The sequence below is a fragment of the Labilibaculum manganireducens genome, assembly GCF_963665805.2.
GTDB classification, from domain to species: domain Bacteria; phylum Bacteroidota; class Bacteroidia; order Bacteroidales; family Marinifilaceae; genus Labilibaculum; species Labilibaculum manganireducens.
Genome location: NZ_CAXXEE010000003.1, coordinates 2,369,861 through 2,392,723, shown reverse-complemented (window position 1 = coordinate 2,392,723; position 22,863 = coordinate 2,369,861). Strand labels below are relative to the sequence as shown.

Annotated in this window: 26 protein-coding genes; 13 read left to right on the top strand and 13 right to left on the bottom strand. The window is 34.0% G+C overall.

The genetic code is table 11. The features are described 5' to 3' along the window. Positions 1-63 precede the first annotated feature (63 nt). Positions 64-534: a low molecular weight protein-tyrosine-phosphatase gene (locus ACHZAX_RS09215; protein ID WP_320018883.1), complete on the top strand. Its 471-nt coding sequence runs from the start codon at positions 64-66 to the stop codon at positions 532-534. Further along, on the top strand, positions 531-1,400 hold the full coding sequence (locus ACHZAX_RS09210) for a fructosamine kinase family protein (protein WP_320018882.1): 870 nt from the start codon (positions 531-533) through the stop codon (positions 1,398-1,400). The genes ACHZAX_RS09215 and ACHZAX_RS09210 overlap by 4 nt, the downstream gene beginning before the upstream one ends. Here ACHZAX_RS09210 and ACHZAX_RS09205 read toward each other — a convergent pair. Next, on the bottom strand, positions 1,397-2,695 hold the full coding sequence (locus tag ACHZAX_RS09205) for a cobyrinate a,c-diamide synthase (RefSeq protein ID WP_320018881.1): 1,299 nt from the start codon (positions 2,693-2,695) through the stop codon (positions 1,397-1,399). The two genes, ACHZAX_RS09210 and ACHZAX_RS09205, sit on opposite strands and share 4 nt — an antisense overlap. Positions 2,696-2,825: 130 nt before the next feature. After that, positions 2,826-3,530: a TapB family protein gene (locus ACHZAX_RS09200; protein WP_320018880.1), complete on the bottom strand. Its 705-nt coding sequence runs from the start codon at positions 3,528-3,530 to the stop codon at positions 2,826-2,828. A 202-nt stretch (positions 3,531-3,732) separates the two neighbouring features. Between ACHZAX_RS09200 and ACHZAX_RS09195 the strand changes: the two genes are divergently transcribed. Continuing rightward, on the top strand, positions 3,733-4,236 hold the full coding sequence (locus ACHZAX_RS09195) for a CAP domain-containing protein (protein ID WP_320018879.1): 504 nt from the start codon (positions 3,733-3,735) through the stop codon (positions 4,234-4,236). A 101-nt stretch (positions 4,237-4,337) separates the two neighbouring features. Here ACHZAX_RS09195 and rplI read toward each other — a convergent pair whose 3' ends face one another. The 3 genes from rplI to rpsF are packed head-to-tail and all read right to left on the bottom strand — an operon-like array spanning position 4,338 to position 5,424. Beyond that, entirely contained in the window at positions 4,338-4,781 is a 444-nt protein-coding gene (gene rplI, locus ACHZAX_RS09190; protein WP_101311495.1) for a 50S ribosomal protein L9, read from the bottom strand. 22 nt (positions 4,782-4,803) lie between these two features. Then, entirely contained in the window at positions 4,804-5,073 is a 270-nt protein-coding gene (gene rpsR / locus ACHZAX_RS09185; RefSeq protein ID WP_101263476.1) for a 30S ribosomal protein S18, read from the bottom strand. A 3-nt stretch (positions 5,074-5,076) separates the two neighbouring features. Continuing rightward, positions 5,077-5,424 carry a 30S ribosomal protein S6 gene (gene rpsF / locus ACHZAX_RS09180; protein ID WP_197092725.1) on the bottom strand — a complete coding sequence of 116 codons (348 nt, stop codon included), beginning with the start codon at positions 5,422-5,424 and terminating at the stop codon, positions 5,077-5,079. Between the two features lie 227 nt (positions 5,425-5,651). Here rpsF and ACHZAX_RS09175 point away from each other — a divergent pair, with 227 nt between their 5' ends. Then, positions 5,652-6,776, top strand: a complete 1,125-nt coding sequence (locus ACHZAX_RS09175; protein WP_101311496.1) for a universal stress protein — start codon at positions 5,652-5,654, stop codon at positions 6,774-6,776. Between the two features lie 49 nt (positions 6,777-6,825). Here ACHZAX_RS09175 and mtaB read toward each other — a convergent pair whose 3' ends face one another. From mtaB to bioA, 8 genes are all read right to left on the bottom strand, one after another. Continuing rightward, positions 6,826-8,106 (bottom strand): tRNA (N(6)-L-threonylcarbamoyladenosine(37)-C(2))-methylthiotransferase MtaB, encoded by a 1,281-nt coding sequence (gene mtaB / locus ACHZAX_RS09170; protein WP_320018878.1) that lies wholly within the window; start codon positions 8,104-8,106, stop codon positions 6,826-6,828. Beyond that, positions 8,103-9,446, bottom strand: a complete 1,344-nt coding sequence (miaB, locus tag ACHZAX_RS09165; protein ID WP_320018877.1) for a tRNA (N6-isopentenyl adenosine(37)-C2)-methylthiotransferase MiaB — start codon at positions 9,444-9,446, stop codon at positions 8,103-8,105. Before miaB ends, mtaB begins: the two co-directional genes overlap by 4 nt. Before the next feature lie 105 nt (positions 9,447-9,551). Beyond that, a complete protein-coding gene (locus ACHZAX_RS09160) occupies positions 9,552-10,196 on the bottom strand; it encodes a ferredoxin--NADP reductase (RefSeq protein WP_320018876.1) in 645 nt (214 codons plus the stop codon). A 404-nt stretch (positions 10,197-10,600) separates the two neighbouring features. Next, the gene (gene bioD, locus ACHZAX_RS09155) at positions 10,601-11,284 is read right to left on the bottom strand and encodes a dethiobiotin synthase (protein WP_320018875.1); all 684 of its coding nucleotides are present in this window, start codon (positions 11,282-11,284) and stop codon (positions 10,601-10,603) included. Positions 11,285-11,286: 2 nt separating this feature from the next. Further along, positions 11,287-12,054, bottom strand: coding sequence for a malonyl-ACP O-methyltransferase BioC (gene bioC, locus ACHZAX_RS09150; protein ID WP_320018874.1), 768 nt, complete (start codon positions 12,052-12,054; stop codon positions 11,287-11,289). Next, on the bottom strand, positions 12,035-12,727 hold the full coding sequence (locus tag ACHZAX_RS09145; protein WP_101311502.1) for a DUF452 family protein: 693 nt from the start codon (positions 12,725-12,727) through the stop codon (positions 12,035-12,037). The genes bioC and ACHZAX_RS09145 overlap by 20 nt, the downstream gene beginning before the upstream one ends. Then, positions 12,717-13,838, bottom strand: a complete 1,122-nt coding sequence (locus ACHZAX_RS09140) for an aminotransferase class I/II-fold pyridoxal phosphate-dependent enzyme (RefSeq protein ID WP_320018873.1) — start codon at positions 13,836-13,838, stop codon at positions 12,717-12,719. Before ACHZAX_RS09140 ends, ACHZAX_RS09145 begins: the two co-directional genes overlap by 11 nt. A gap of 7 nt (positions 13,839-13,845) precedes the next feature. Then, the gene (bioA, locus tag ACHZAX_RS09135) at positions 13,846-15,135 is read right to left on the bottom strand and encodes an adenosylmethionine--8-amino-7-oxononanoate transaminase (protein WP_320018872.1); all 1,290 of its coding nucleotides are present in this window, start codon (positions 15,133-15,135) and stop codon (positions 13,846-13,848) included. 280 nt (positions 15,136-15,415) lie between these two features. On the opposite strand from bioA, the gene ACHZAX_RS09130 reads away from it, so the two are divergent. From ACHZAX_RS09130 to ACHZAX_RS09090, 9 genes are all read left to right on the top strand, one after another. Next, positions 15,416-15,901 (top strand): thioredoxin family protein, encoded by a 486-nt coding sequence (locus ACHZAX_RS09130; RefSeq protein WP_320018871.1) that lies wholly within the window; start codon positions 15,416-15,418, stop codon positions 15,899-15,901. Between the two features lie 132 nt (positions 15,902-16,033). Then, a complete protein-coding gene (locus ACHZAX_RS09125; RefSeq protein WP_101311511.1) occupies positions 16,034-16,576 on the top strand; it encodes an FKBP-type peptidyl-prolyl cis-trans isomerase in 543 nt (180 codons plus the stop codon). A 106-nt stretch (positions 16,577-16,682) separates the two neighbouring features. Beyond that, positions 16,683-17,981 (top strand): dicarboxylate/amino acid:cation symporter, encoded by a 1,299-nt coding sequence (locus ACHZAX_RS09120; RefSeq protein WP_320018870.1) that lies wholly within the window; start codon positions 16,683-16,685, stop codon positions 17,979-17,981. A 113-nt stretch (positions 17,982-18,094) separates the two neighbouring features. Further along, positions 18,095-18,382, top strand: a complete 288-nt coding sequence (locus ACHZAX_RS09115) for a hypothetical protein (RefSeq protein ID WP_101311505.1) — start codon at positions 18,095-18,097, stop codon at positions 18,380-18,382. A gap of 51 nt (positions 18,383-18,433) precedes the next feature. Next, the gene (locus tag ACHZAX_RS09110; RefSeq protein WP_320018869.1) at positions 18,434-19,156 is read left to right on the top strand and encodes a M48 family metallopeptidase; all 723 of its coding nucleotides are present in this window, start codon (positions 18,434-18,436) and stop codon (positions 19,154-19,156) included. A gap of 1 nt (position 19,157) precedes the next feature. Then, on the top strand, positions 19,158-19,526 hold the full coding sequence (locus tag ACHZAX_RS09105; RefSeq protein ID WP_320018868.1) for a hypothetical protein: 369 nt from the start codon (positions 19,158-19,160) through the stop codon (positions 19,524-19,526). Positions 19,527-20,578: 1,052 nt separating this feature from the next. Further along, a complete protein-coding gene (locus ACHZAX_RS09100) occupies positions 20,579-21,007 on the top strand; it encodes a helix-turn-helix transcriptional regulator (protein ID WP_101309589.1) in 429 nt (142 codons plus the stop codon). A gap of 62 nt (positions 21,008-21,069) precedes the next feature. Next, positions 21,070-21,831 carry a dihydroorotate dehydrogenase electron transfer subunit gene (locus ACHZAX_RS09095; RefSeq protein WP_320018867.1) on the top strand — a complete coding sequence of 254 codons (762 nt, stop codon included), beginning with the start codon at positions 21,070-21,072 and terminating at the stop codon, positions 21,829-21,831. Continuing rightward, the gene (locus ACHZAX_RS09090; protein WP_101309587.1) at positions 21,825-22,739 is read left to right on the top strand and encodes a dihydroorotate dehydrogenase; all 915 of its coding nucleotides are present in this window, start codon (positions 21,825-21,827) and stop codon (positions 22,737-22,739) included. Before ACHZAX_RS09095 ends, ACHZAX_RS09090 begins: the two co-directional genes overlap by 7 nt. Positions 22,740-22,863 lie beyond the last annotated feature (124 nt).

Below are 22,863 nucleotides of genomic sequence, written 5' to 3'. Positions count from 1 at the left end.
TTAGTAAATTTTCATTTTAGAATTCATATTTATACTTTGCTGAATAAACTTTAAATACTTTGGATGAAAAAACGATTACTTTTTGTTTGTTTGGGAAATATTTGCCGATCTCCAAGTGCAGAAGCTGTAATGAATGCATATATAAAAAAAAATCAGCTTAATGATGAATTTGAATGCGATTCAGCAGGAACAGGAGGGTGGCACGCTGGCGATAAAGCCGATGAAAGAATGCAGCGACACGCTTTACGAAGGAATTATAATTTAACTAGTATCGCAAGAAAATTTGATGCGAAAATAGATTTCGATAAGTTCGATCTTATTTTTGGCATGGATCAGCAAAATGTGAATGATCTTAAAGTTTTAGCAAGAAATGAATCCGATTTAAAAAAGATCAAATCCATTACAGCTTATTGTTCCCGTTTTTCAAATTACAGCTCAGTCCCGGATCCATATTATGGTGGTGATGACGGATTTGAATTGGTACTTGATATTCTTGAAGATGCCTGCGAAGGTTTACTTAATGATTTAACATGAGAATTGAGGGAGTTTTTTCTAGAATTGAAGATTTAGTTGATCAGAAAATTACTGGTTTTAAATCTATTTCTGGTGGGAGTATTGCCACAACAAATCAAATTAGGTTTGAGAATGGTCGTTACGCCTTTTTAAAAACAGAACCTTATTCTGATGATATGTTTTTTAAGGAAGCAAATGGCTTAAAGGAAATTCGTAAAACTGCTTGCATAAGAGTTCCAGAAGTTTTACTGGTTGATTCAGACGTTTTATTGCTTGAATTTATTGAGGAGGGGAGAAAGGACAAAGATTTTTTCAGTCGTTTTGGTACACAAATGGCAAATTTGCATAAAATAAGCGCAGGTAAATTCGGATTTAAAGAAGACAATTACATCGGAGCTACACCACAATTAAACATAGCTGTAAATACAGAAAGTGATAATTGGTGTGATTATTACTATAATAAACGCTTATTATATCAATACAAGTTGGCCGAAAAAAACGGGCTGGTTGGTAATGAATTAAAAAATGGTTTTTTGGTTTTAGAAGGACGAATAGAAGAAATTTTAGAGGGAAGTGAAGAAAAACCAACTTTATTGCATGGAGATTTATGGAGTGGTAATTTTATCTGTGATAAAGATTCGAATCCGTGTTTAATTGATCCTGCAGTATATTACGGTCATCGTGAAGCCGATTTGGCCATGACAAAGCTATTTGGAGGCTTCAGCAGTGATTTTTACAGTTCATATCAAAAAAAGAAGCCTCTTCCACAAGGATATGATTACAGAGAGAATATCTATCTTTTATACCATGTTCTTAATCATCTGAATCTATTTGGGAACAGCTATTATGGGCACGCGGTTCGGCTTGTATGGTCTTATCTTCATTAAAATAACAAATCCATAATGTTTTTTTCGCCCCAATAAAAATGGATATAAGAAGCAATTGTATTGTTTTTTCTAAACAAAAACGTGTCTAATTTTTGATCTCTGGCCGAATAAATTTCGCCAACAGAGAATTTCATTGATGGATTAATAATGTGAGAATAATGAAATTCATGTCCGAAAAAAATATTTCCATTTACATGAATCTTTCGATATCCTAATTTCAACTTCATATTCTCCATACTGGTTTTCTGATCCAAATAGCCAACCATAGGGAATTCAATGGAATCTGAATCGATTATACTATCACCTAAATACATCATACCACCACATTCCGCTAAAACACGTCCCCCTTTTAAACAAAACTCCTTAACGGCTTTTTTCATAGATTCATTTGAACTCAATTCATCAAGATAAAGTTCAGGATAACCGCCTGCAAAATAGAGCAAGTCCGTAGCCGGTAAATGCTGATCCCTCAGGGGAGAAAAAAAAGTAATTTCGCCTAATTTTTCTAACGCAGCTAAATTTTCATGATAGGTAAAGTTAAATGCTTCATCTTTGGCAACTGAAATTTTAAGATTACCTCGTTCTATAGTTTCATCAACTTCCGGTTCCTGAAATGGAATTTTAGTTAATTCCAACAATTTCTCAATATCAACTGTTTTAGAGATATGTATTGCAATTTCTTCAATAGTAGAGTTATATTGTGACGAATCCGTAATCTGCAAACCAAGGTACCGGGAAGGCAGATGAAGCTTTTCATTTTTAGGAACGTAACCAAGAGGAGTCACTCCAACATCTTCACATGCATCTTTTAAAAACTGATAATGTGATTCGCTGCCTACAAAATTAAAGATTACCCCGGCAATTTTAACACCTGGATAAAAGTTTTTAAATCCAAATAGTAAGGGCGCAACCGAATAAGCAGTTGCCTTTGCATTAACCACAAGAATAATTGGAATATCTAATAACTCAGCAATTTGCGCAGAACTTCCTTCCATTTTCTTTGCCCCGTCAAACAAACCCATTACGCCTTCAACAACAGAAACATCAGCCTGAATAGAATATTTACCGTAAATATTCTTAACATGACTCTTACTGCTCATAAAGGTGTCTAAATTGATTGAGACATTGCCAGCAGCCCAGGAATGATGTTTTGTATCAAGATAATCCGGACCGCATTTAAATGGCTGAACTTGCAGGCCTTTGTTCTTTAAATAGCGTAATATTCCTTGAGTAATAGTTGTTTTTCCTGATCCGCTGGAAGGTGCAGCAATTAAAAACTGAGGTTTCTTCTTCATATCTAACTTTCAAAAACGAAATGTCAAAAATAAATGAATATTCTTAGCATTAAAGCAAGATTTGGAATTCATTTCCAGAAAAGTTGAATGTTCGCGGGTAAGAAAACGATAAAATCTGTTGTATAATATCTTAGGGCAATAAAAAATCTTCGGCGAGAGATTCCAATATCTTATATGAAATTAATTTTCCATTAGGATGATATTCCTCCATTCTAACCAACCCCACATTAATGGCATACCATTCAAATACCTTGGTTTTATTTTTTGAAATTCCTCCATAGGTAATTTTATCCGTCGAAATTTTGAAACAGTTAAAGTTTCCTGCCGGAGTTCTTATATTTTCAATCGCATCCACCTTTCGATTAATAAGAAGAACATTCATCGACATCAAAACAGATCCGGTACCTCTTAATATACTAGCCTCACAACACGATTCCGGAAGCATTTGTCCAACCGTTGGTTTAATAGGAACAGCAACACTATCCGACGAAATTTTTATAACCATCTTCTGATAGGAATCCAATTTTATAGGATCCATATATCGCTCTGAACCCACAAAAAAAGTAGAGTCATTGCTAACCAAGCGAAAATACTGATAAAAAGTGTTTTGCTTTCGGGTAGTAATCTCTGACTCAATGTTATACTGAATTAATCCATCTAGTTTTGATTTGCCAACCAATTGCCAAACCTCTGAGTATTGTTTTCTATCTTTAGAATCGTATGAAATGTATTTAATTCTGAAATTCCTTTTCGAAGGAAGATAAGTATTGTCCCTTTGTCCGAAAGAAGAAAGTGAAATTGAAAACAATAGTAATGTGGTGTAAAATATTCTCATATACAGTATTTTATGGCTTTTCCATGGCTTATCAGTACTTAAAATTACACATAATCCTTCAAGTTGAAAATAATATTTTACATATTTCTGATAATTTAGAAAATCAATCTAAATTAACCTCTTATTAGATTAGAAATATAGAAAATATTTATCTTTCCTCAATAACAGAGCTAATACACAAGCAATATTCAAATTATTTGTCATGAATAAAACATTTCTTACAGTTTCCCTGATATTAGTATCAGGGATATTTATTTCTTGTTCCAAAGATGATATCGATCTTAATGAGCCGATTACTGAAAATAAAATTGATATACAAAAACTATTAGATTTAGTTAACGATGTAAGATCAGCAGGGACTACCTGCGGAACTGTATATTACCCTCCGGTTGATGCAATTGTTTGGAATAGTAAACTGGAAGATGCCGCTCTAAAGCATAGTAAAGATATGATGGACAACAACTTTTTTAATCACACATCATCGAATGGAGATAAATTTGTTGACAGATTGAATGCTGCAGGTTATATCTACAACAGTGCAGGTGAGAATATTGCCAAGGGATATTTATCAGAGGAAAGTGTTATTAATGGTTGGCTGACCAGTCAGGGACATTGTGCCAATATAATGAATCCTGATTTCACCGAAATGGGAGTAGGGCGAATAGGGGACTACTGGACTCAGGATTTTGGAAAACCTAAGGAATAAAAAAACCACTCCAAGCGTTAATCGGAGTGGTCTTAATCTGTCTGTTTGAAAAGATTTAAGTTTGTCTGTTATAAACTTAAATTAATTAATTATCGAAGCGATTATTCAGAAACAACGTCAAATTCGATATCAACCTTAACTTCTTTGTGAAGTTTGATGGTTGCGGTATATTTACCAATCTCTTTAACTGCGTCTTTAATTGCAATCACTTTTCTGTCAATTTCAAATCCCTGAGCAGTTAATGCTTCAGCAATTTGAATGTTGTTAACAGAACCGAAAATTTTACCGGTGGTACTGGTTTTAGCACCTACACTTAAGGTAACACCTTCAAGTTTTTTAGCAACTTCTAAAGCTTCGTTTTTGATTTTTTCTTCTTTATGAGCTCTTTGTCTCATATTTTCAGCATTCATTTTTTTAGCTGATTCTGTTGCCAAAACAGCTATTCCTTTAGGAATTAAATAATTTCTACCGTAACCGTTTTTTACAACTACGATGTCATTCATATATCCTAAACTATGAATATCTTGTTTTAAGATTACTTCCATTTCGTTTCCTCCAGTTTAAAAATTATTTCATCATGTCAGTTACGTATGGCAGCAATGCAATGTGACGAGCACGTTTAACAGCTGTAGCTACCTTTCTTTGGTATTTCAAAGAAGTACCAGTGATACGACGAGGTAAAATTTTACCTTGTTCGTTTAAGAATTTTTTCAAAAACTCAGGATCTTTATAATCGATGAATTTAATCTTGTTTTTCTTGAAACGACAATACTTTTTCTTTTTAATCTCAACTGACGGAGGTGTCAAATATCTGATTTCTGATTGATTCTGTGCCATAGCTTACTTCTCCTCTTTAGATTTAAGTTTTCCTTTTCTTTTAATAGAATACTCAAAAGCATACTTATCAAGTTTGAAAGTTAAGAAACGGATGATTCTTTCATCACGTCTGTAGTTAAGTTCCAATTTCTCGATTAGTTCACCTGGAGCATCAAATTGAAGCAATTGGTAAAAACCAGTGCTTTTCTTTTGAATTGGATAAGCCAGCTTGCGCAGTCCCCAGTTCTCCTCATTAACCATCTCACCACCATTCTCGGTGATAAGGGCTTTAAATTTTTCTACCGCCTCCTTTACCTGAGCCTCAGATAAAACGGGAGTTACAATGAAAACGGTTTCATAATGATTCAACATAACTTTAATTGTTTAATTAATTACTTAGTAAGTAACTGTTTTTTATTGAGCCGCAAAATTAACGATTCTTTTTTGATATTTCAAGAATGCCATAGATTTATTGCGATTAAGAACACATATTTATCTTACAAATCTATTTAAGCATGTATTTGGTGCACCATAGTTCTCTTGTTAGCTTTGGCTTTTTTTTGTAACTTAAACGTAAGGATTAACTTAAACCCACAGCTATGAAGGACAGGATGATAACATTAGCAACTTATGGTTACGCCAGAGCGCAGTTGCTTAAAACTCGTTTAGAATCAGAAGGTGTGGAGTGCTTTCTGAAAAATCTCAATTTAATTCAATCTGCAGTTGGAGGAGGAGTAAAATTAAGAATAAAAGAGCAGGATTTAGCTCAGGCTCTTGAAATCATTGAGGAATTGGAACTAAGCTACGCTCAGGAGGATTTTGAGAAATCATTTCCCCGAAAAAAAATAGATGTAAACCGCATTTTGGTTCCCATTGACTTTTCTGACTTTTCGCCTCGCTTGTGTGAGTATGCAATGAGTATTGCGAAGAAGTTTAATGCAGATATTTTGTTATTTCATACTTATTTTGCTTCAGCGATCGAGACAATTCCATTTTCTGATAGTTACACTTATAATGCTACCGTTGTGGAAGTTCTTTCGGAAGTAGAAAAAAATGCCAAAGCAAGAATAAAGGAATTGTATTATGATATACGCAATAAATTGGAATTAGAGAAAGTTGAAGGAATTGAAGTAGATTATGCTTTAAGCGGAGGAACAGCTTCTTCCGAAATATTGAATATTTGCAACACCTACCAACCCGATTTAGTAATTATGGGAAGTCGTGGTGAGTCTGCAGGAACAACGAATCTTTTGGGCAGTGTTGTTTCCAACGTTATTGAGGAGTCCGAGGTTCCAATTCTAATCTTGTCTGATCAAGGAGAGAATATAAGCCTTGATCAGATTGATAACATCATGTATGCGACAAATTTTGACAAGGCTGATTTTAGAGCAATTGCCAATCTTAAGTTTATCACCAAGCCTTATGATATGAAAATTCATTGTGTCCATTTTAATGATGTTGAGGATGACAATGTAATGGAAGAATATCAAATGGAAGTATTGAGGAAATATTTAGATAAAACACTTGGCGATTCAAATGTTAATTGCTCTATAATACAGATTGAGGAAAAAATGAAGGGAATTGAAGAGTACGTGCAGAAAAATGATATTGGTATGATTGCCATTTTAGCAAGAAAACACAATTTATTAGAGCGTTTATTTTTTGGACAAATGTCAAGAAAACTATTCATAAAAACACATATCCCAATTCTTGTATTTCATTAAGTTATGGTATCAAAAAAAAGGCACAATTTATAAATTGTGCCTTTTTTCCTTATAATATTTCTCCTTTTAACACAGGGTCAGAACCGTCTTCAATATCAGTAATCTTTACTTTATAGAATTGATTCTTTTCGATGTTTTCACCAGTGAACTGAACTGGAATATAATGTTCCCCGTAACCATTCGCAATATTTCCGTCAATCTTTTCAACCAACACAGATTGGGTTTTCCCGATGAAACTTTTTCTATAATTAACTTTTATCTCATCTGATAGATTTCTAAGAATCTCACTTCTCTCAGTTTTTATCCTCTCATCTACCTGATTAGACATTCGTTCAGCTCTTGTTCCTTTTCTAATGGAATATTTAAAAGTATGAACATGTCCTAAATTCAATTCTTTAATTGCATCACAAGTGGCTGAAAAATCTTCTTCACTTTCATTTGGAAAACCTATTATGATATCGGTTGTAATATTAAAATCAGGGTTTTTAGCTCTTACGGTTTGCACTATTTCTTTAAACCTTTTGGCTGTGTACATTCTTCTCATTTGAAGTAAGACAGGTTCCGATCCACTCTGTAAACACAAATGCAAATGCGGTGTCATTTTAGGATGATTCAAAAGTCCAATAAATTTCTCTCCAAAACCATCAGGTTCTATAGAGGAAATACGAAGTCTAAAATCACCTTCAAGGTTAAGAATTTGCTCGACAACATCATCAAATTGATATCCTTCAAACTCATATCTTCCAATATTTACGCCTGTTATTACAATTTCCTTCGCTCCATGAGAAATTACTTCACGGATATTTGTCAGAATATCCTGTAACGGTCTGCTTGCAGCCCTTCCCCGAACCGAAGGAATAATACAAAACGTACAAAAATTATCACAACCATCTTGTATTTTAATCATACTTCGGGTATGAAAACCTTTATCTGTAGCTCCATAGGAAAACAAATCTGCATTCAATTTCGAAGGATGAATAATTTCGCCACCAAAATGTGCTTCAACCAAAGAAAAAACAGAAGTTTTCTGATCGTTTTCAACCACATAATTAATTTCTTCCCTACTTTCTAACTCTTCCTTAGCATTATTAGCCATGCACCCGGTAACAACAAGAACGGAATCTTTATTTCGTCTGTTTGCCTGATTAATAAAGTTTCTCGATTTGTGATCGCTTTGATGAGTTACTGTACATGAGTTAATTACGTATACATCAGCAGACTCATCAAATTGAACAAGCTCATAACCTTTATCTTGAAATTGAGATGCCAACGCATCCGTTTCATATTGGTTTAATCTACACCCTAAGGTTTTAAACGCCACTTTCTTCACGCTGCACTTTCTTTTATCGTTATCATTTCACCTTCAACTGAAAAATCAGCGGCTGATGTAATTTTTACATCTACAAATTGGCCTATTAAATTCTCATCCTGAGATAAAAACCGTACATTAATTCTTCCCTCTGTTAATCCCGCAAGGTAACCATCATGTTTAGCCTGGCCTTTAACCAATACCCGATAAGTTTTACCCACCATTGAAGAATTGTAATTTTTAGAATGAATCTTCAAATCCTGAGTTAAAATATGGTGTCGCTCTTTCTTAATATCCAGGCTGATATCATCAAACCAACGATGACTTAATGCTCCCGGACGAGGAGAGTACATTGCGATGTAAGCCATGTTGTATTTGAACTCACTCATTGCTTTTCTTGTGTTTTCAAATTGTTCGTCTTTTTCTCCGGTAAAGCCAACAATAATATCTGTAAAGAGGGTAGCCTCAGGAATTAAGCGTTTAATTGTATGAACAATTTGCCTGTATTTTTCCATTCCATGCTTACGATTCATGTGGATAAGGACTTTATCATCACCCGATTGAATTGGTAAGTGAATTTGTTTAGCGAGACATTTATACTGAGCAATTACTTCAATAACTTCATCAGTCATATCGCGCGGATGCGGAGAAGTAAAGTATATCCAAAACTCTATGTTAAGTTGATTTCCCAAATTTCCAACTCTACGCAATAATTCAGGAAAATCTATTTCATCACCTTTTTTATCAAGACCATATGAATTTACATTTTGTCCAAGCAAGGTAATTGATTTAAATCCACGCTCCACCAAACTTTGAACTTCAGTTACAATTTCATCGGAGGGACGGGAGACTTCTCGTCCTCTGGTATATGGAACCGCACAAAATGAACAAAACTTATCACAACCGTTTTGAATAGGGACAAAAGCCTCAAATTCTGAAGTATAACTAGGTTTTACATGCCAGAATTCAGAAATATTTTCATTCTGAGAATCAAAACCTTGCTGCAATCCAACGGGAGTTGTAATTCCATATTGCTGAATCATTTCCGGCAATTTTGGCAGATCCTTCATCTGAAAAATGATGTCGAACAATTTCAAAAATTTATCCAAATCGGAGGGCAGGATACAACCGGAAACAAAAGTGATTAGATTCCGTTTGTTTTTCCACAAATTCCACTTATGAATTTTAGAATAAACCTTGTCGATTGCCTTTTGACGCACAGAACAAGCTAAAATCCCAATTAAATTGGCCTCTTCTTCGTTATCTGTCCATTGGTAGCCCATATTTTCGATTACCGAACGAACTCTTTCTCCATCCGAAGCATTCATTTGACAACCTAATGATACAAGATGATATTTCATGTTTTATAATTATAAATTACAAGTTAAGAATTATGAATTTGAAAATATTCCGCTTCAATATATTGAACTACCTTAGCTCAATTTTCATAATTCTTCATTCTCCGTTTAAAAGTATACCTCAGTGTGAATTGGACCTAATGAAATTCCTTGTTTTTCAAGAATATCGTAAGCCTCATAAATCATATGGCAATTACCACACAAATAACAAACTGTATCTGAGGAGATTGGATTTTTCATTAAATAATCGGTTACTCTTCCATAATAATCACCTGATTTTTCGCGGGAGGTACATAAAATGTATTTTCCATTCGGATAACTGTCTTTTTCATACGCTTCTTCTTCAATTCGCACGCCATGCAACACTTGATAATCCATTTCAGGATGCGTTTCAACAAAACTGTGAATTGGAGATATTCCGGTACCAGTAGCTATAAAAAGGAATTTTTTCCTGCCGATTTCAGACTCCTCTAATGAGAAATGACCAAAAGGTCCGTCCACATCTAAATAATCACCAGGCTTACATCGCTTTAGTTTTTTTGAAACCAAACCGTTTTCAACTTCTTTAATTAACACTTCTAAAAAATTATCATTTTCAGAACTATATATAGAATATTCTCGTCGATCAATACTACCGGAAAATCCAAGGGTTATGTATTGCCCTGTTTTAAATGTAAAATCATTTTTTTCCATCCTTATAACATAAGTGGAAGAAGTCAAATTTCTTATCTCAATAACTTTGTGTGATCTCATTCTTAATTTATGTATTCAATTTTGTTCATCCATAAATTCACTCGGATTTAACTCAATAATAAATCGAATTATTTATATGGAATCGTTACAAATAAGCGACTACAAAAAAAGATAAAATCCATCTAATAAACAAGAATAATAGGATCTTTAGATCTGTTTTAACAAAAATCAATAATATAATGTGTGAAATTCTGAAAAAAACTCAATTTCTTCTAGAATGTATATAAATCAGACATTAGTAGATTCTGTTTTATTTATTGATTATGTGATGTTTAATCTGGCATTTTTATTTTTTAAACGCCTGAGAATTGAATAAATTACATGCTTGTTGCAGTAGGGTAATACTATTTCTTTCTGAAAGGCTTAAAGAATAACCTGGATTTTGTGATATTACTCACATGCTATTATTCTGCAAAAAACAGTTTGCTAAAATCAACATTTGACACTTCGTTTTTTTTCAATTCCGGAATCTCGATGATAGGACAATCAAATCCATATTTTTTCAAATAAGTTTTAAAAACCTGAACTGAATCTTTTAAAATGAATTCACTGTTTGCAGGATATTGATTGTAGATTAATCCTTTAATTGGAATTTGTCTTTGTTTTGCAATTTCAAGACTGAGAAGAGTGTGATTAATACTACCAAGCTTTGATGAAGTAACTAAAATTACAGGATATTTTTTCTCTTCCATGAAATCAAGAAGTGAATAATCCAAAGTTATTGGAACATGCATACCACCAACACCTTCCAAAAGAAGATAATCAAATTGATCTTCAAGAATTGCAGTCGATTTTTCAATTCGTTTAATATCAATTTCTTGATTTTGCATATGAGCAGCAAGATGCGGTGATGCAGGATAATCAAAAACATACGGACAGGTAGTTCCGTCTTTATCAACATCTTGAATTTCCATTCCCATTATTTCCCGATGCATTAAAATATCTTCAGAGATTCCTTTGCAACCGGTTTGTGCAAATTTTTGAGTTATCACTGATTTTTTCTGATCCAATAAATACTTGGCCATTAAGGCTGTAGCAAATGTTTTACCTGTATCAGTATCAATTCCTGCAATAAAATAGGTTGGCATTATTAATTTATTTTTTTAGGTTTTGCAATAAAATATAAGGGTTGATAGGTGAGGGGTACACCCAAATCGGTACCAAACAAATCCTGATAATCCTCTTTAAAATTCATCAAATCGCTTTTTGTCCAAGCTTTTCCAGGAATTCCGTTTACACCTGTTTGCTTCATATGATAGAGAACCCCAAGAGGATCTGAGAAAAAACGGGTAATTGTTTCTTTATCACTCCAAAGAATTTCAAATTTATCAGACAAAAGCCTCTCATGCTTTCCAAACGACAAATAATTTAATCCTTTGCCATTCACTTCGCGTATTTCTCTGTAATTATCAGGTCCAAAAGTGCTAAATACAAGTAAACCATTGGGCTGTAAAGCTTTGTGTATTTTTGTTAAAAACCCATCTAAGTTATTGAACCACTGAAATGTTGAACTCGAAATAATTAAATCCAAAGAATCTGGTAAATCCAAAGACTCAATATCTCCACCCAAAAATTGTATGTCCGAATGAATAGAGCTAAGGATGTCTGAATATTCTTCTACAATATCATTTGCATAATACAAATCGGTATTGAATTTTTGGAAAAACTTATCAGTAAGTACAGCCGGACCGCAACCAATCTCAAGAACTTTCGAAAAATGGCTTAAGGGTTGACGCAACAATTCATTAATCAATCTGGAGGCGATAACTTCCTGAACAATAGCATGTTTACGATAGGTTTCGATACTTTTTACGAATCCTTTCTGTACTTTATCTTTATTAATATTTTGATGCTGCACTTTTACATTCCTCCATTAAATCATCCCACGAATTCCAACTGTAAAAACAAAAGTGAGGAGTATTTTCCATTTTAATTATATTTTTTTGCTCGCGCCAAGCATTTTCTAAATTTTCAAATGGAAAAATTAAATCGTTTTGTCCCAATAATACCGAATCATATACATTCCAATCAATAAAATGGTTTTGTACAAGCTCCTGAAGTACAATTAATTCTTCCTTTTGATCCTCAATATTCCGTTGTGGTATTTGCATTTTAAAACGATCAAACCCAATTTTACCGCCACACATTCGAAGCCAAAACTTCTCAATAGTTCTTGAATTCAATCCATTTATAGTACCCTGAAAGATTGCAGGTGGAATGCCTTTCAAATTATCAATTGCTTGTAAAGTTCCATTTATGGCAATTTTACTGGCGAATAGATCCTTCCATTGGAGGTAAAGCATGTTCGCAACATAAACACCAAGCGACCATGCAACCAAATGTACTTCCTGATAATTTTCAAACAGTCTTTCAACCTGTTTAGGAATTAATAAGTCCCGGTAATCAAAACACATCAGCACATCGTACTCTTTTGAATTTATTGATTGAAAAGGATTTGCATCACATCCCCAACCATTCATAAACAAAATGCACTTCTCGTTAGCAGATTTATGCAGCCATTCACTTTTCATCGCAATAATTCTTTATCAGTTCCGGTAAATCTTTAAGATCTTCCCAATCCATATCTGCACAAACCGAAATACGCAGTCTGGCAGTATCTTTAGGCACGGCAGGTGGTCGGATAGGGAATACCAAAAAACCTTTTTTTTGCAAATACTCAGCTAAATTAACGCATTTTTGACTGTCTCCAACCAGAACAGGAATAATATTTGAACTTCCCATTGTTTCTATTCCGGCATTTTTCAGGCCTTCTCGTAATTGTTCCGATATTGACTGCAAATGCTCCCGTTCCATTTTCATTTTCACAATGGTTCGCAACATTATATAGTTCCAGCTGATTACAATTGGAGGCAGAGCAGTGGTGAAAATTAATGAACGCATTTTGTTAATTAAATACTCTTTAAGAATAGCATCACAAATAACATATGCACCAATTGAGTTCATCGCTTTACCAAAAGTGCCAATCAGTAAATCAATTTCTGTAAGACATGATTTCTCTTCCGATAAACCAAGACCTTTAATTCCTCTAACTCCTAAAGCGTGAGCTTCATCAATATATAAAAAGCAATCAAATCGTTTTTTAATTGCAATCAGTTTTTCAAGGTCAGCTTCGTCGCCATCCATACTAAAAACTGATTCACTTACAATAAAAACACGATTGTAATCTTTTCGTTTTGCAGTAAGAATATGTGTTAAGTGATCGTAATCAGCATGTTTGAATCGAACTTGTTCAGCGCTGCTTAATCGAATGCCATCAATTATACTGGCATGATTCAACTTATCAGATATTATCAAATCATCTTTTCCTGCTAAAGCAGCCAAAATACCAATATTAGCATGGTATCCCGAATTAAAAAATAATGCAGGCCTGCCATACAAATTTTCGAGCTCAGCTTCCAGTAACTGATATTCCTTAAAGTTTCCGGTAAGCAGCCGAGATGATCCTGAGCCAAAGGAATTCCCCTTTGGGCGAGGAATATTTTTTTTACTAACTCCTAAATAATCATTTGAAGAGAGGTTAATCTTATAGTTACTTTCAGAAATCATTTTTAGGGTCCGAAGGTTGCCAGACTCCTCAAGCGTCTGTAATTCCTCTTTGTATTTATTCAGTTTTTGATCCATTTCTAATTTATTGCATTGCTGCCACTTTAACCAAAGCTTTGCAAAGGAAAGATAAATCTTCTTCAGATATAATAAATGGAGGCATAATGTAGACTAATTTTCCAAACGGGCGAATCCAAACTCCATTTTCCACAAATTGCTTTTGAATAGAAGCCATATTTACCGGTTCATTCATTTCAATAACTCCAATAGCACCTAAAATCCGAACATCTTTTACTTGTTTTAATTCTTTCGCCTTCGATAAATTTCGTATTAATTGTTGTTCAATATTACGAACCTTCTCCAAACACGATGATTCTAATAGTAAATTGATACTCGCAACACCAACCGCGCATGCCAAAGGATTTCCCATAAATGTGGGGCCATGCATAAAACAACCTGGCGCACCAGCGGAAATTCCATCACTTACTTTTTGTGAAGTTAAAGTGGCTGCAAAACTTAAATAGCCACCAGTTATTGCTTTCCCTACGCACATTATATCCGGAGATATATCAGCATGTTCGCAAGCAAATAATTTCCCTGTTCTACCAAAACCTGTGGCTATTTCGTCGAGAATAAGCAGTATGTTGTAAGTATCGCAAGCTCTTCGCAACTCCGTTAAATATTGAGGATGATAAAACTTCATTCCTCCAGCTCCCTGAACAACAGGCTCTAAGATGATCGCAGCAAGCTCCTTATGATGCACTTCAATCATATTTTGCATAGACTGAAAGGAGTGAGAATCCCATTCATCGTAAAACCCACAATCTGGCGATTCTGCGAAGTAATTAACAGGCAAAACTCCTCTGAAAATTTCATGCATTCCGGTTACAGGATCACAAACAGACATGGCGTTAAAAGTATCACCATGATATCCTGAGCGAATGCTCAAAAATTTATTTTTATTTGGATTCCCTTTGGTAAACCAATATTGAAGAGCCATTTTCATTGCCACCTCAACAGATACAGAACCAGAATCGCAGAAAAATACTTTTTCCATACCCTCCGGACTTATATCAACCAATAACCTGGCCAACTCAATTGCAGGTTTGTGAGTAATACCGCCAAACATCACATGCGACATCTGTTTTAATTGCTTTTGAACAGCTTCATTCAAAACAGGATGATTATATCCGTGAACAGCACACCACCACGAGGACATACCATCAATAATATCTTGACCTGAATCCAATGTAAGTCTTACACCATTGGCCGAAACTACAGGGTAGACGGGTAGTGGCTCATGCATTGAAGTATATGGATGCCAAATATGTTCTCTATCAAAAACGAGATCAGATGGCTTAAACATTTCCGACATAGGAGTTTTTTTTCATGTAAATTCTTTGTAAAACTAGGGTTTATCCGTTTAAACCGTACCAATTCTAAAGTATTTTTACAACATATGTAGTTTCGCTTAGCCTTTAAAATGTTATTTGTTCGTTAAAAATCTGAAATCTCCTTGATTTACCTTCAATTTAATTTAAATTGCTTCAAATTTAAAATACAAACATGAAACGTCCATGTATAAAGCGTTCTGCACACAGGGGGATGATTATGATGGTAAGTTCCATGTGGCAAAAACTTAAAATTACGAACACATGAAAACGAAAAAAATTGCCCTTCTAGTAAGTTTATTCCTTGTATTTAGTCTGACTACAATAGGTCAAAAGCCCTACGATCCATCTCTTAACGGAAAAGAAGAAATTGCGAAGGCAGTTAGTAAAGCTAAAAAAGAAGGAAAACATGTTCTGCTTCAGGTAGGAGGAAATTGGTGTCCTTGGTGCATAAAAATGCATAATTACCTGCATAGTGAAACAACATTAAATAAGCTTCTCGAGGATAATTATATCTTCCTTGAGGTAAATTACAGTAAGGAAAATAAAAATTTAGATGCATTGGCAGAACTTGGTTATCCTCAGCGTTTTGGATTTCCTGTTATGATCGTTTTAAATGGTGAAGGAGAAAGACTTCATACGCAAAACACGGGTAATTTAGAGCAAGACAAAGCTTACAATTTCGAGAAAGTTAAATCATTCCTATACAATTGGCGCCCCGATGCTTTAAATCCTGAACATTACAAATAGAGTAAAAGGCAATAAATTTAGACTATCAACTCCTTTTTTATTTGAATAAAGAAATAATTGTACTTTCTTTGTACAGAATTCTCAGGTTTTGGGATCCAAATTAAGGATATAATACTAAAAAAAGAAAATATTATGACAATTTCAAAAGATAAGGTTGTTTCAGTTATTTACGAATTAAAAACTGATCTTTCGGGAGAGATTATTGAAAAAGCAGTAGCAGAAACTCCACTTACATATTTATGTGGTGCTGGACAGATGTTAGAAAAGTTTGAAGAAAAATTGATGGGGCTGAAAGTAGGTGATTCTTTTGATTTCAAATTAGAAACTGAAGAAGCATACGGTGAGGCATCAGAAGAAGCAGTAATCGATCTTCCTAAAAATATATTTGAAGTTAACGGTGAATTTGATTCAGAAGTTATTGCAGAAGGAAATGTAGTACCAATGCAGGATAACTCAGGCCGCAGAATGAATGGAATCGTTCTTGAAGTAACAGATGCTACTGTAAAAATGGATTTCAACCATCCACTTGCCGGAGATGCTCTGTTCTTTAAAGGTGAAGTTATTGAAGTTAGAGATGCTTCAGAAGAAGAAATGAAAGAAGCTTATGCACCTCAGGGTGGATGTGATAGCGGAAGTTGTGAAAGCGGCGGATGTGGCAGCGGATGTGGATGCTAATTAGTTTCTGAAAAGATATTTCAGCCCGAAAGCCTTTGGTTTTCGGGCTTTGTTTTTCTAGTCTTATCAAGTATCTTTAAAGCACAATAAAAAAAACATATCGATTATGTGGAAAAGGTTGCCTCTTTACGTGAAAATTTTAGTTGGAATGGGATTTGGAATTATAGCGGGATTAATTGCCGTTTATTTTGAATTATCTGAATTAACCAATGATTGGATCAAACCTTGGGGTGATATTTTCTTAAACTTATTAAAATTAATTGCTGTTCCCTTAATTTTTGTCTCGTTGGTAAAAGGAATATCAAGTCTCTCCAACATTTCAAAATTATCACGAATAGGAATTAAAACCATTTCCCTTTACGTTCTTTCAACAGTTATTGCTGTAAGTTTTGGTTTAATACTGGTAAATACCATAGAACCAGGCAATACTTTTCCCGACTATAAAAAGATAGAGTTACAAGAAAAATACCATACAACAATTGATTTAAAGAAAAATCAGGCTTCAGATTTGAAAAATGAGTCTCCACTCAAATTTCTTGTAGACGTTGTTCCATCCAATTTCTTTCAGGCAGCCACAGATAATTCCAAAATGCTTCAGATCATATTCTTTGCAATTCTATTTGGCATTGCAATGGTTATTTTGGAAGAAAAGAAAGTCAAGGTAGTTAGAGATTTTTTTGATGGGATAGATGCAATTATCCTTAAGATAATTGACCTAATTATGCTTTTTGCTCCTTATGGAGTATTTGCCCTTATTGCTGGTTTAATCGTCGATTTTTCCGGTGATCTTGATTTATTTTCGGCTTTAGGATTGTATGCAATAACTGTAATTCTAGGGCTCTTGCTTATGATATTCATAATCTACCCTTTATTCCTAAGATTCTTTACTCCAATAAGATACGCTGATTTTTACAAAGCCATTTCGCCTGCTCAGCTGTTGGCATTTTCAACAAGCTCAAGTGCGGCAACCCTTCCGGTTACCATGGAGTGTGTCGAAAAAGAAATAGGTGTTGCTAATGAAGTTGCGAGTTTTGTACTTCCGGTTGGTGTTACTATTAATATGGATGGAACCAGTTGTTATCAGGCAATTGCTGCGGTCTTTATCGCACAGGTGTTTGGTGTAGATTTGGATATTTACGACCAATTAATAATTGTAGTCACAGCAACTCTGGCATCTATCGGAACACCTGGTGTTCCAGGCGGAAGCATTGTGATGTTAATCATTGTTTTAACATCAGTGGGAATTCCTATTGAGGGATTGGCATTAATATTAGGTATTGACCGGCCGCTTGATATGCTTCGAACAGTGGTGAATGTTACAGGTGATGCTACTGTTGCAACAATAGTGGCCACAAGTGAAGGTAAATTAAATACTACCAGGAAAATTCAAGTCGAAAAAATCTAGATAATAATATCAATCCATATTTTCAAAGGAACAAGGAAATTCAATAAGTGTTTATTATCTTTGTCATCGAATAACAGTATCTTCTGTTATACAACTTATTCAAAAAAATAGATATGGCAAGTAGAAAACGCTTAAAAAAGGATATCGATTACCTTAGCTTTGAGGTAATTTCAGATTGCTACAATTACAATTATTTACATCCTGAGAATAAGGATAAAGTAATGGAAATTGTAAAGAATACTATTGTTTCCCGTAATCAGTTAATTGCACGTGTAAATCATCCGGATGGTAAGGACAATCCTAAAATTGTTAAAGCTTACTACAAGGCTGTATATACTGATTTATTCAAGAATGTTGACGAATCTTTTACAGAATTGAGCAATTTAATTAAAGAGAAATAATTTCTTTCAAAAGATATTTCTGATAGCTTTGCATATTGCAAAGCTTTTTTTATGCCCGAAGAAAAAATTATACTATTAGAGGATATTGGGGATGTTCTCTTTAAAAAGAGTCGGAGATTCAAACGTTTATCGGTACGGATGGCACCTAAAAAAGGAATTTGGGTTAATGTACCATATGGTATAAGCTATCAGGATGCGATTAATTTTGCCAGGCAAAATAAAGCATGGATTATCAATAATAAGGCTAAAACAAAATTAAAAGAGAATAAACAAACAATTTTCACTCCTGAGATCCAATTTAAAACACGTTTCCATCAATTAAAGCTAAGTCCAGGAGAGGTGAGTTATTATTCCGCAAAACTCTCTAATGGAATACTGGAAGTAAAATATCCTGCCAATACCGAGATTCAAAATTCAGACTTACAAATATTCATTCAAAATTCTATTATAGAAACCTTGCGTAGAGAAGCAAACCATCATCTTCCAATTAGAATCAAGGAATTAGCAAAACTTGGTGGGTTTTCCTATAAATCCCTTAAAATTAAAAATACAAAAAGCCGTTGGGGATCATGTTCACATGATAATAATATTAACCTCAATCTTCATTTAATGAGGTTACCTAATGAACTATGCGATATGGTTATTCTGCATGAATTATGCCATACTAAAGTTAAAAATCATTCCAAAGAATTCTATCAATTGCTGGAAATCCATTGCCCGGAATTGAACAGAAAAAGAAAAGAAATTAGAAAATACTCTACAACAATATATTAAGATGAATAAGGAAATTTATATTTTAGTTGGCACATGTGTACTAACATTCTTAATAGGACATAAACTAAAACAAAAATTAAGCAACCCGAAACCAAAGAAGCTGACAAAAAGAGGTAAAAAGACAAATAACGTTGCTGTATCACCACTGGCTTCCCGAAGAAAAGAAAAACTAAAAGTTATCTTTTTATACATACAACTTATTTTAGTATTTGGCTTGTTAATCTTCATGATTCCTGCCTTATCGCGCGATATCCTCGCAAGCAATCATGATAACTACCAAAATTTAATACTTCGAATACTAATCGTTGCGTTCGCTTCTTACATTTTATTTATTGGTTTCTTACAACTTAGAAAACCTCCTGAGAAATAATAATTATTCCCCAGAAAATATTAGACTTTATTCCTGAATATCCAAATTAACAGGAGAAAAGCTCTTTTTATCCTGTTAACAACACTATGTGTCATAAATAAAAACCCTCTCACTTGTTTAATTTTGTGACACTTACAAGAGAAATACCCTCCTTTTAACCTTCTTAGAATTTAATATCTGCAAACTAACGGGGTGTTGTTTACAAATATCATTTGAATTTAGTTTGATAATGTAACTAAAAGTTTAAAAAATTCAATTCCAAATTCACAATATCCAACTTAATGAAGTTTAGTTTTGTAACTCATCACGATTTGGCTCAACAACAATTGTAACCAGTCCGCGAATTGTAACTTGTAACTAATTTCACAATGTAATTTACATGAGTAATTTCATAATGGGTACAAATGTTTTGTATTTTAATTGAATTTACAATCCAAACAAGTCCTGATATTTTTTGATATAACACCAATAATTACACACTATTATTCTAAATACCAGTTATTTAAAAGATTATACTTAAGTAATACTTTAACTTGTTAATTACAGATGTGTAAAAATCGTGTTGATTTATGTGTGAAATGTAATTTTCTTGCATATAATCATCAATATATCAGTAAATTACATTCTCTACTTATAGTGAAACAATAAATAAAATAACCTATTAATACTATTTAATTGTGAATATTTGTAAACAATGAGGATGTATTATTGTAAATCTATTAAATAGCGTGATATTCAGTCACTTTATAATTCTATTGCTGATGAATTTAATATTGTTCAAGAAATAGAATCTAACAGGTTCATTAATTAAATATCTTTTAAAGAGAGGTACTGTGCATAAATACTCTATTTGTGATCCAAATGAAATGTTTACAAAAGTAATAATGCTTGACAATTACAATTTGAATATATCGTTTCTACTAGTTCACATTAGTAAATTACTGATGTGAATATTATTTTTACAAATGTTTTGGCTTTTGTAATTATTATTTTAAATTTGTAATGTTATTCAAAGTTAACATCTGTAAAATTCACATATAAACAACTTAAGAATGAAGAATCGAATAGTTCAGCTGATTAATAGTGAAGGTTTAACCTCTTCAAAATTTGCAGACACAATTGGTGTTCAGCGGTCTAGTATTTCTCATATTCTATCCGGTCGTAACAACCCAAGTCTTGACTTTGTTCAAAAAATACTAACATCATTTCCTTCAATTGACCCTAATTGGCTTATTTCAGGAATGGGCAATATGTATAAGTCACAAGATTCACCTTCTTTATTTCAAGAACCGGAAATAAGCCGGGCACCACTTGAAACTCTACCCAATCATCCTCCTAAATTAAATAAGGAAACAATTAATATTCCGCGCTCAAACCCTGAACCTATGCTGGAAATGAGTGCATTTACATCTGGAAAACAGATAGAGAAAGTAGTCGTGTTTTACACAGATAAAACTTTTAAAGAATACAATCCCTCTTAAATATTTTTTAGCTTATCTTTGCCTGCGTTTATACTTAACAGTTTAAAATACAACCAGGCACCATGAAAAAATTAGTACAGGACTTTGAGGTACTGCACAAGGAAGAGCTTAATGACGGGACTTTTGTTATTGATGTAAAGGCATCAGCGCCTTTACCTGACATTAAGCCAGGGCAATTTGTTAACGTTCTTGTCGAAAATGCAGCCAATACCTTCCTCAGAAGACCTTTGTCCATCCATTTTGTTGATTACGAAAAGAATATCATCAAATTATACATTAAAAAGATTGGAGAAGGCACTGCCAAATTAGGAGAATTACTCCTTGGAGACAAGCTTAATATCGTTTTTCCGTTAGGAAATCAATACTCTATCCCTAAGAACTCTAAAACTCTTTTAATTGGTGGTGGCTGTGGTGTTGCTCCTTTATTATACTTGGCAAAACATCTTAAAGACGCCGGAAATGAAGTGACAACCATATTGGGTGTACGGTCAGCCTATGATGCAGTTGAATTAGATCCTTACAAACAGTACGGTCGTATATTCGTGACTACCGAAGATGGCTCAATTGGCGAAAAAGGTTATCCTACGCAACATTCTGTTCTTAATGAGAAGTTTGATTATACTTTCACCTGTGGGCCAGAGCCAATGATGAAGGCTGTAGCAGCTTATTCCAAAAGCAAAAATATTTCATGTGAGGTTTCACTGGAAAACACTATGGCTTGTGGATTTGGAGCTTGTTTATGCTGTGTAACTGACACAAAAAGAGGTAATATATGTACATGCACTGAAGGTCCGGTGTTCAATATAAATGAGTTGAAATGGTAAATTTGGAAGTTAAGCTTAAAGATCTGATTCTTAAAAATCCGGTAATGACTGCTTCCGGAACCTTTGGTTACGGTGAAGAATTTGAAGATTTTATTGATATCAGCCAATTAGGCGGCATTTTAGTTAAGGGCACTACAAGACATCATCGGGAAGGAAATCCTTACCCCCGAATGGCTGAAACACCTTCTGGAATGCTAAATGCTGTTGGTTTGCAGAATAAAGGAGTTGAGTATTTTTGTGATAATATTTACCCCAGAATTAACCACTACAATACAAATATCTTGGTTAACGTTTCCGGTTCTGTAATTGAAGATTACGTAGAAACGGCAGCAATGATTAATGAATTGGATAAAATACCGGCAATAGAGCTGAATATATCTTGTCCGAACGTTAAAGAAGGCGGAATGGCTTTCGGAACTAGTTGTTCTTCTGCAGCATCGGTTGTTCGTGAAGTTCGTAAAGTGTACAAAAAGCATTTAATGGTTAAATTGTCACCAAATGTAACGGATATTACTGAGATCGCTAAAGCGGTTGAAGCAGAAGGTGCTGATTCTGTGTCTCTTATTAATACGCTATTGGGAATGGCTATAGATTCAGAAACAAGAAAGCCTCTTTTATCAACAGTTACAGGAGGTTTATCCGGCCCATGCGTGAAACCAGTTGCCTTGCGAATGGTTTGGCAGGTTTTTAACGCTGTAAATATACCCATTGTTGGCTTAGGTGGTATTATGAATGCAAAAGACGCCATTGAGTTTATCCTGGCCGGAGCTTCTGCAATTCAAATCGGAACTGCTAATTTTATTGACCCTCAGATAACAGTTAAGGTTGTTGAAGGAATCAAAGAATATATGATCAGACATCAGGTTGAAAATGTAACAGATTTAATTGGGGCGATTAAAACTCAATAAATCAACCTATTACAATAAAGAATTATTTCTTTATTTAGAAATGTCAGAGTTTACATCTGTAATTACATTTGTAAACTCTTGCCGTTTAATTAAAGTTCTGTTCTATATTTTATAAAAATTTCAG

Bases quoted from the DNA above. Each gene is read 5' to 3' on its own strand.
- rpsR (WP_101263476.1), bottom strand. From the start codon at position 5,073: ATGGCACAGAATCAATCAGAAATCAGATATTTGACACCTCCGTCAGTT.
- ACHZAX_RS09105 (WP_320018868.1), top strand. From the start codon at position 19,158: ATGAATAAGGAAATTTATATTTTAGTTGGCACATGTGTACTAACATTC.
- ACHZAX_RS09215 (WP_320018883.1), top strand. From the start codon at position 64: ATGAAAAAACGATTACTTTTTGTTTGTTTGGGAAATATTTGCCGATCT.
- ACHZAX_RS09120 (WP_320018870.1), top strand. From the start codon at position 16,683: ATGTGGAAAAGGTTGCCTCTTTACGTGAAAATTTTAGTTGGAATGGGA.
- rpsF (WP_197092725.1), bottom strand. From the start codon at position 5,424: ATGTTGAATCATTATGAAACCGTTTTCATTGTAACTCCCGTTTTATCT.
- ACHZAX_RS09095 (WP_320018867.1), top strand. From the start codon at position 21,070: ATGAAAAAATTAGTACAGGACTTTGAGGTACTGCACAAGGAAGAGCTT.
- bioA (WP_320018872.1), bottom strand. From the start codon at position 15,135: ATGTCGGAAATGTTTAAGCCATCTGATCTCGTTTTTGATAGAGAACAT.
- miaB (WP_320018877.1), bottom strand. From the start codon at position 9,446: ATGAAATATCATCTTGTATCATTAGGTTGTCAAATGAATGCTTCGGAT.
- ACHZAX_RS09125 (WP_101311511.1), top strand. From the start codon at position 16,034: ATGACAATTTCAAAAGATAAGGTTGTTTCAGTTATTTACGAATTAAAA.
- ACHZAX_RS09195 (WP_320018879.1), top strand. From the start codon at position 3,733: ATGAATAAAACATTTCTTACAGTTTCCCTGATATTAGTATCAGGGATA.
- ACHZAX_RS09140 (WP_320018873.1), bottom strand. From the start codon at position 13,838: ATGGATCAAAAACTGAATAAATACAAAGAGGAATTACAGACGCTTGAG.
- ACHZAX_RS09160 (WP_320018876.1), bottom strand. From the start codon at position 10,196: ATGAGATCACACAAAGTTATTGAGATAAGAAATTTGACTTCTTCCACT.
- ACHZAX_RS09110 (WP_320018869.1), top strand. From the start codon at position 18,434: ATGCCCGAAGAAAAAATTATACTATTAGAGGATATTGGGGATGTTCTC.
- ACHZAX_RS09115 (WP_101311505.1), top strand. From the start codon at position 18,095: ATGGCAAGTAGAAAACGCTTAAAAAAGGATATCGATTACCTTAGCTTT.
- ACHZAX_RS09100 (WP_101309589.1), top strand. From the start codon at position 20,579: ATGAAGAATCGAATAGTTCAGCTGATTAATAGTGAAGGTTTAACCTCT.
- bioD (WP_320018875.1), bottom strand. From the start codon at position 11,284: ATGCCAACCTATTTTATTGCAGGAATTGATACTGATACAGGTAAAACA.
- ACHZAX_RS09200 (WP_320018880.1), bottom strand. From the start codon at position 3,530: ATGAGAATATTTTACACCACATTACTATTGTTTTCAATTTCACTTTCT.
- ACHZAX_RS09145 (WP_101311502.1), bottom strand. From the start codon at position 12,727: ATGAAAAGTGAATGGCTGCATAAATCTGCTAACGAGAAGTGCATTTTG.
- ACHZAX_RS09175 (WP_101311496.1), top strand. From the start codon at position 5,652: ATGAAGGACAGGATGATAACATTAGCAACTTATGGTTACGCCAGAGCG.
- ACHZAX_RS09210 (WP_320018882.1), top strand. From the start codon at position 531: ATGAGAATTGAGGGAGTTTTTTCTAGAATTGAAGATTTAGTTGATCAG.
- ACHZAX_RS09130 (WP_320018871.1), top strand. From the start codon at position 15,416: ATGAAAACGAAAAAAATTGCCCTTCTAGTAAGTTTATTCCTTGTATTT.
- ACHZAX_RS09205 (WP_320018881.1), bottom strand. From the start codon at position 2,695: ATGAAGAAGAAACCTCAGTTTTTAATTGCTGCACCTTCCAGCGGATCA.
- ACHZAX_RS09090 (WP_101309587.1), top strand. From the start codon at position 21,825: ATGGTAAATTTGGAAGTTAAGCTTAAAGATCTGATTCTTAAAAATCCG.
- rplI (WP_101311495.1), bottom strand. From the start codon at position 4,781: ATGGAAGTAATCTTAAAACAAGATATTCATAGTTTAGGATATATGAAT.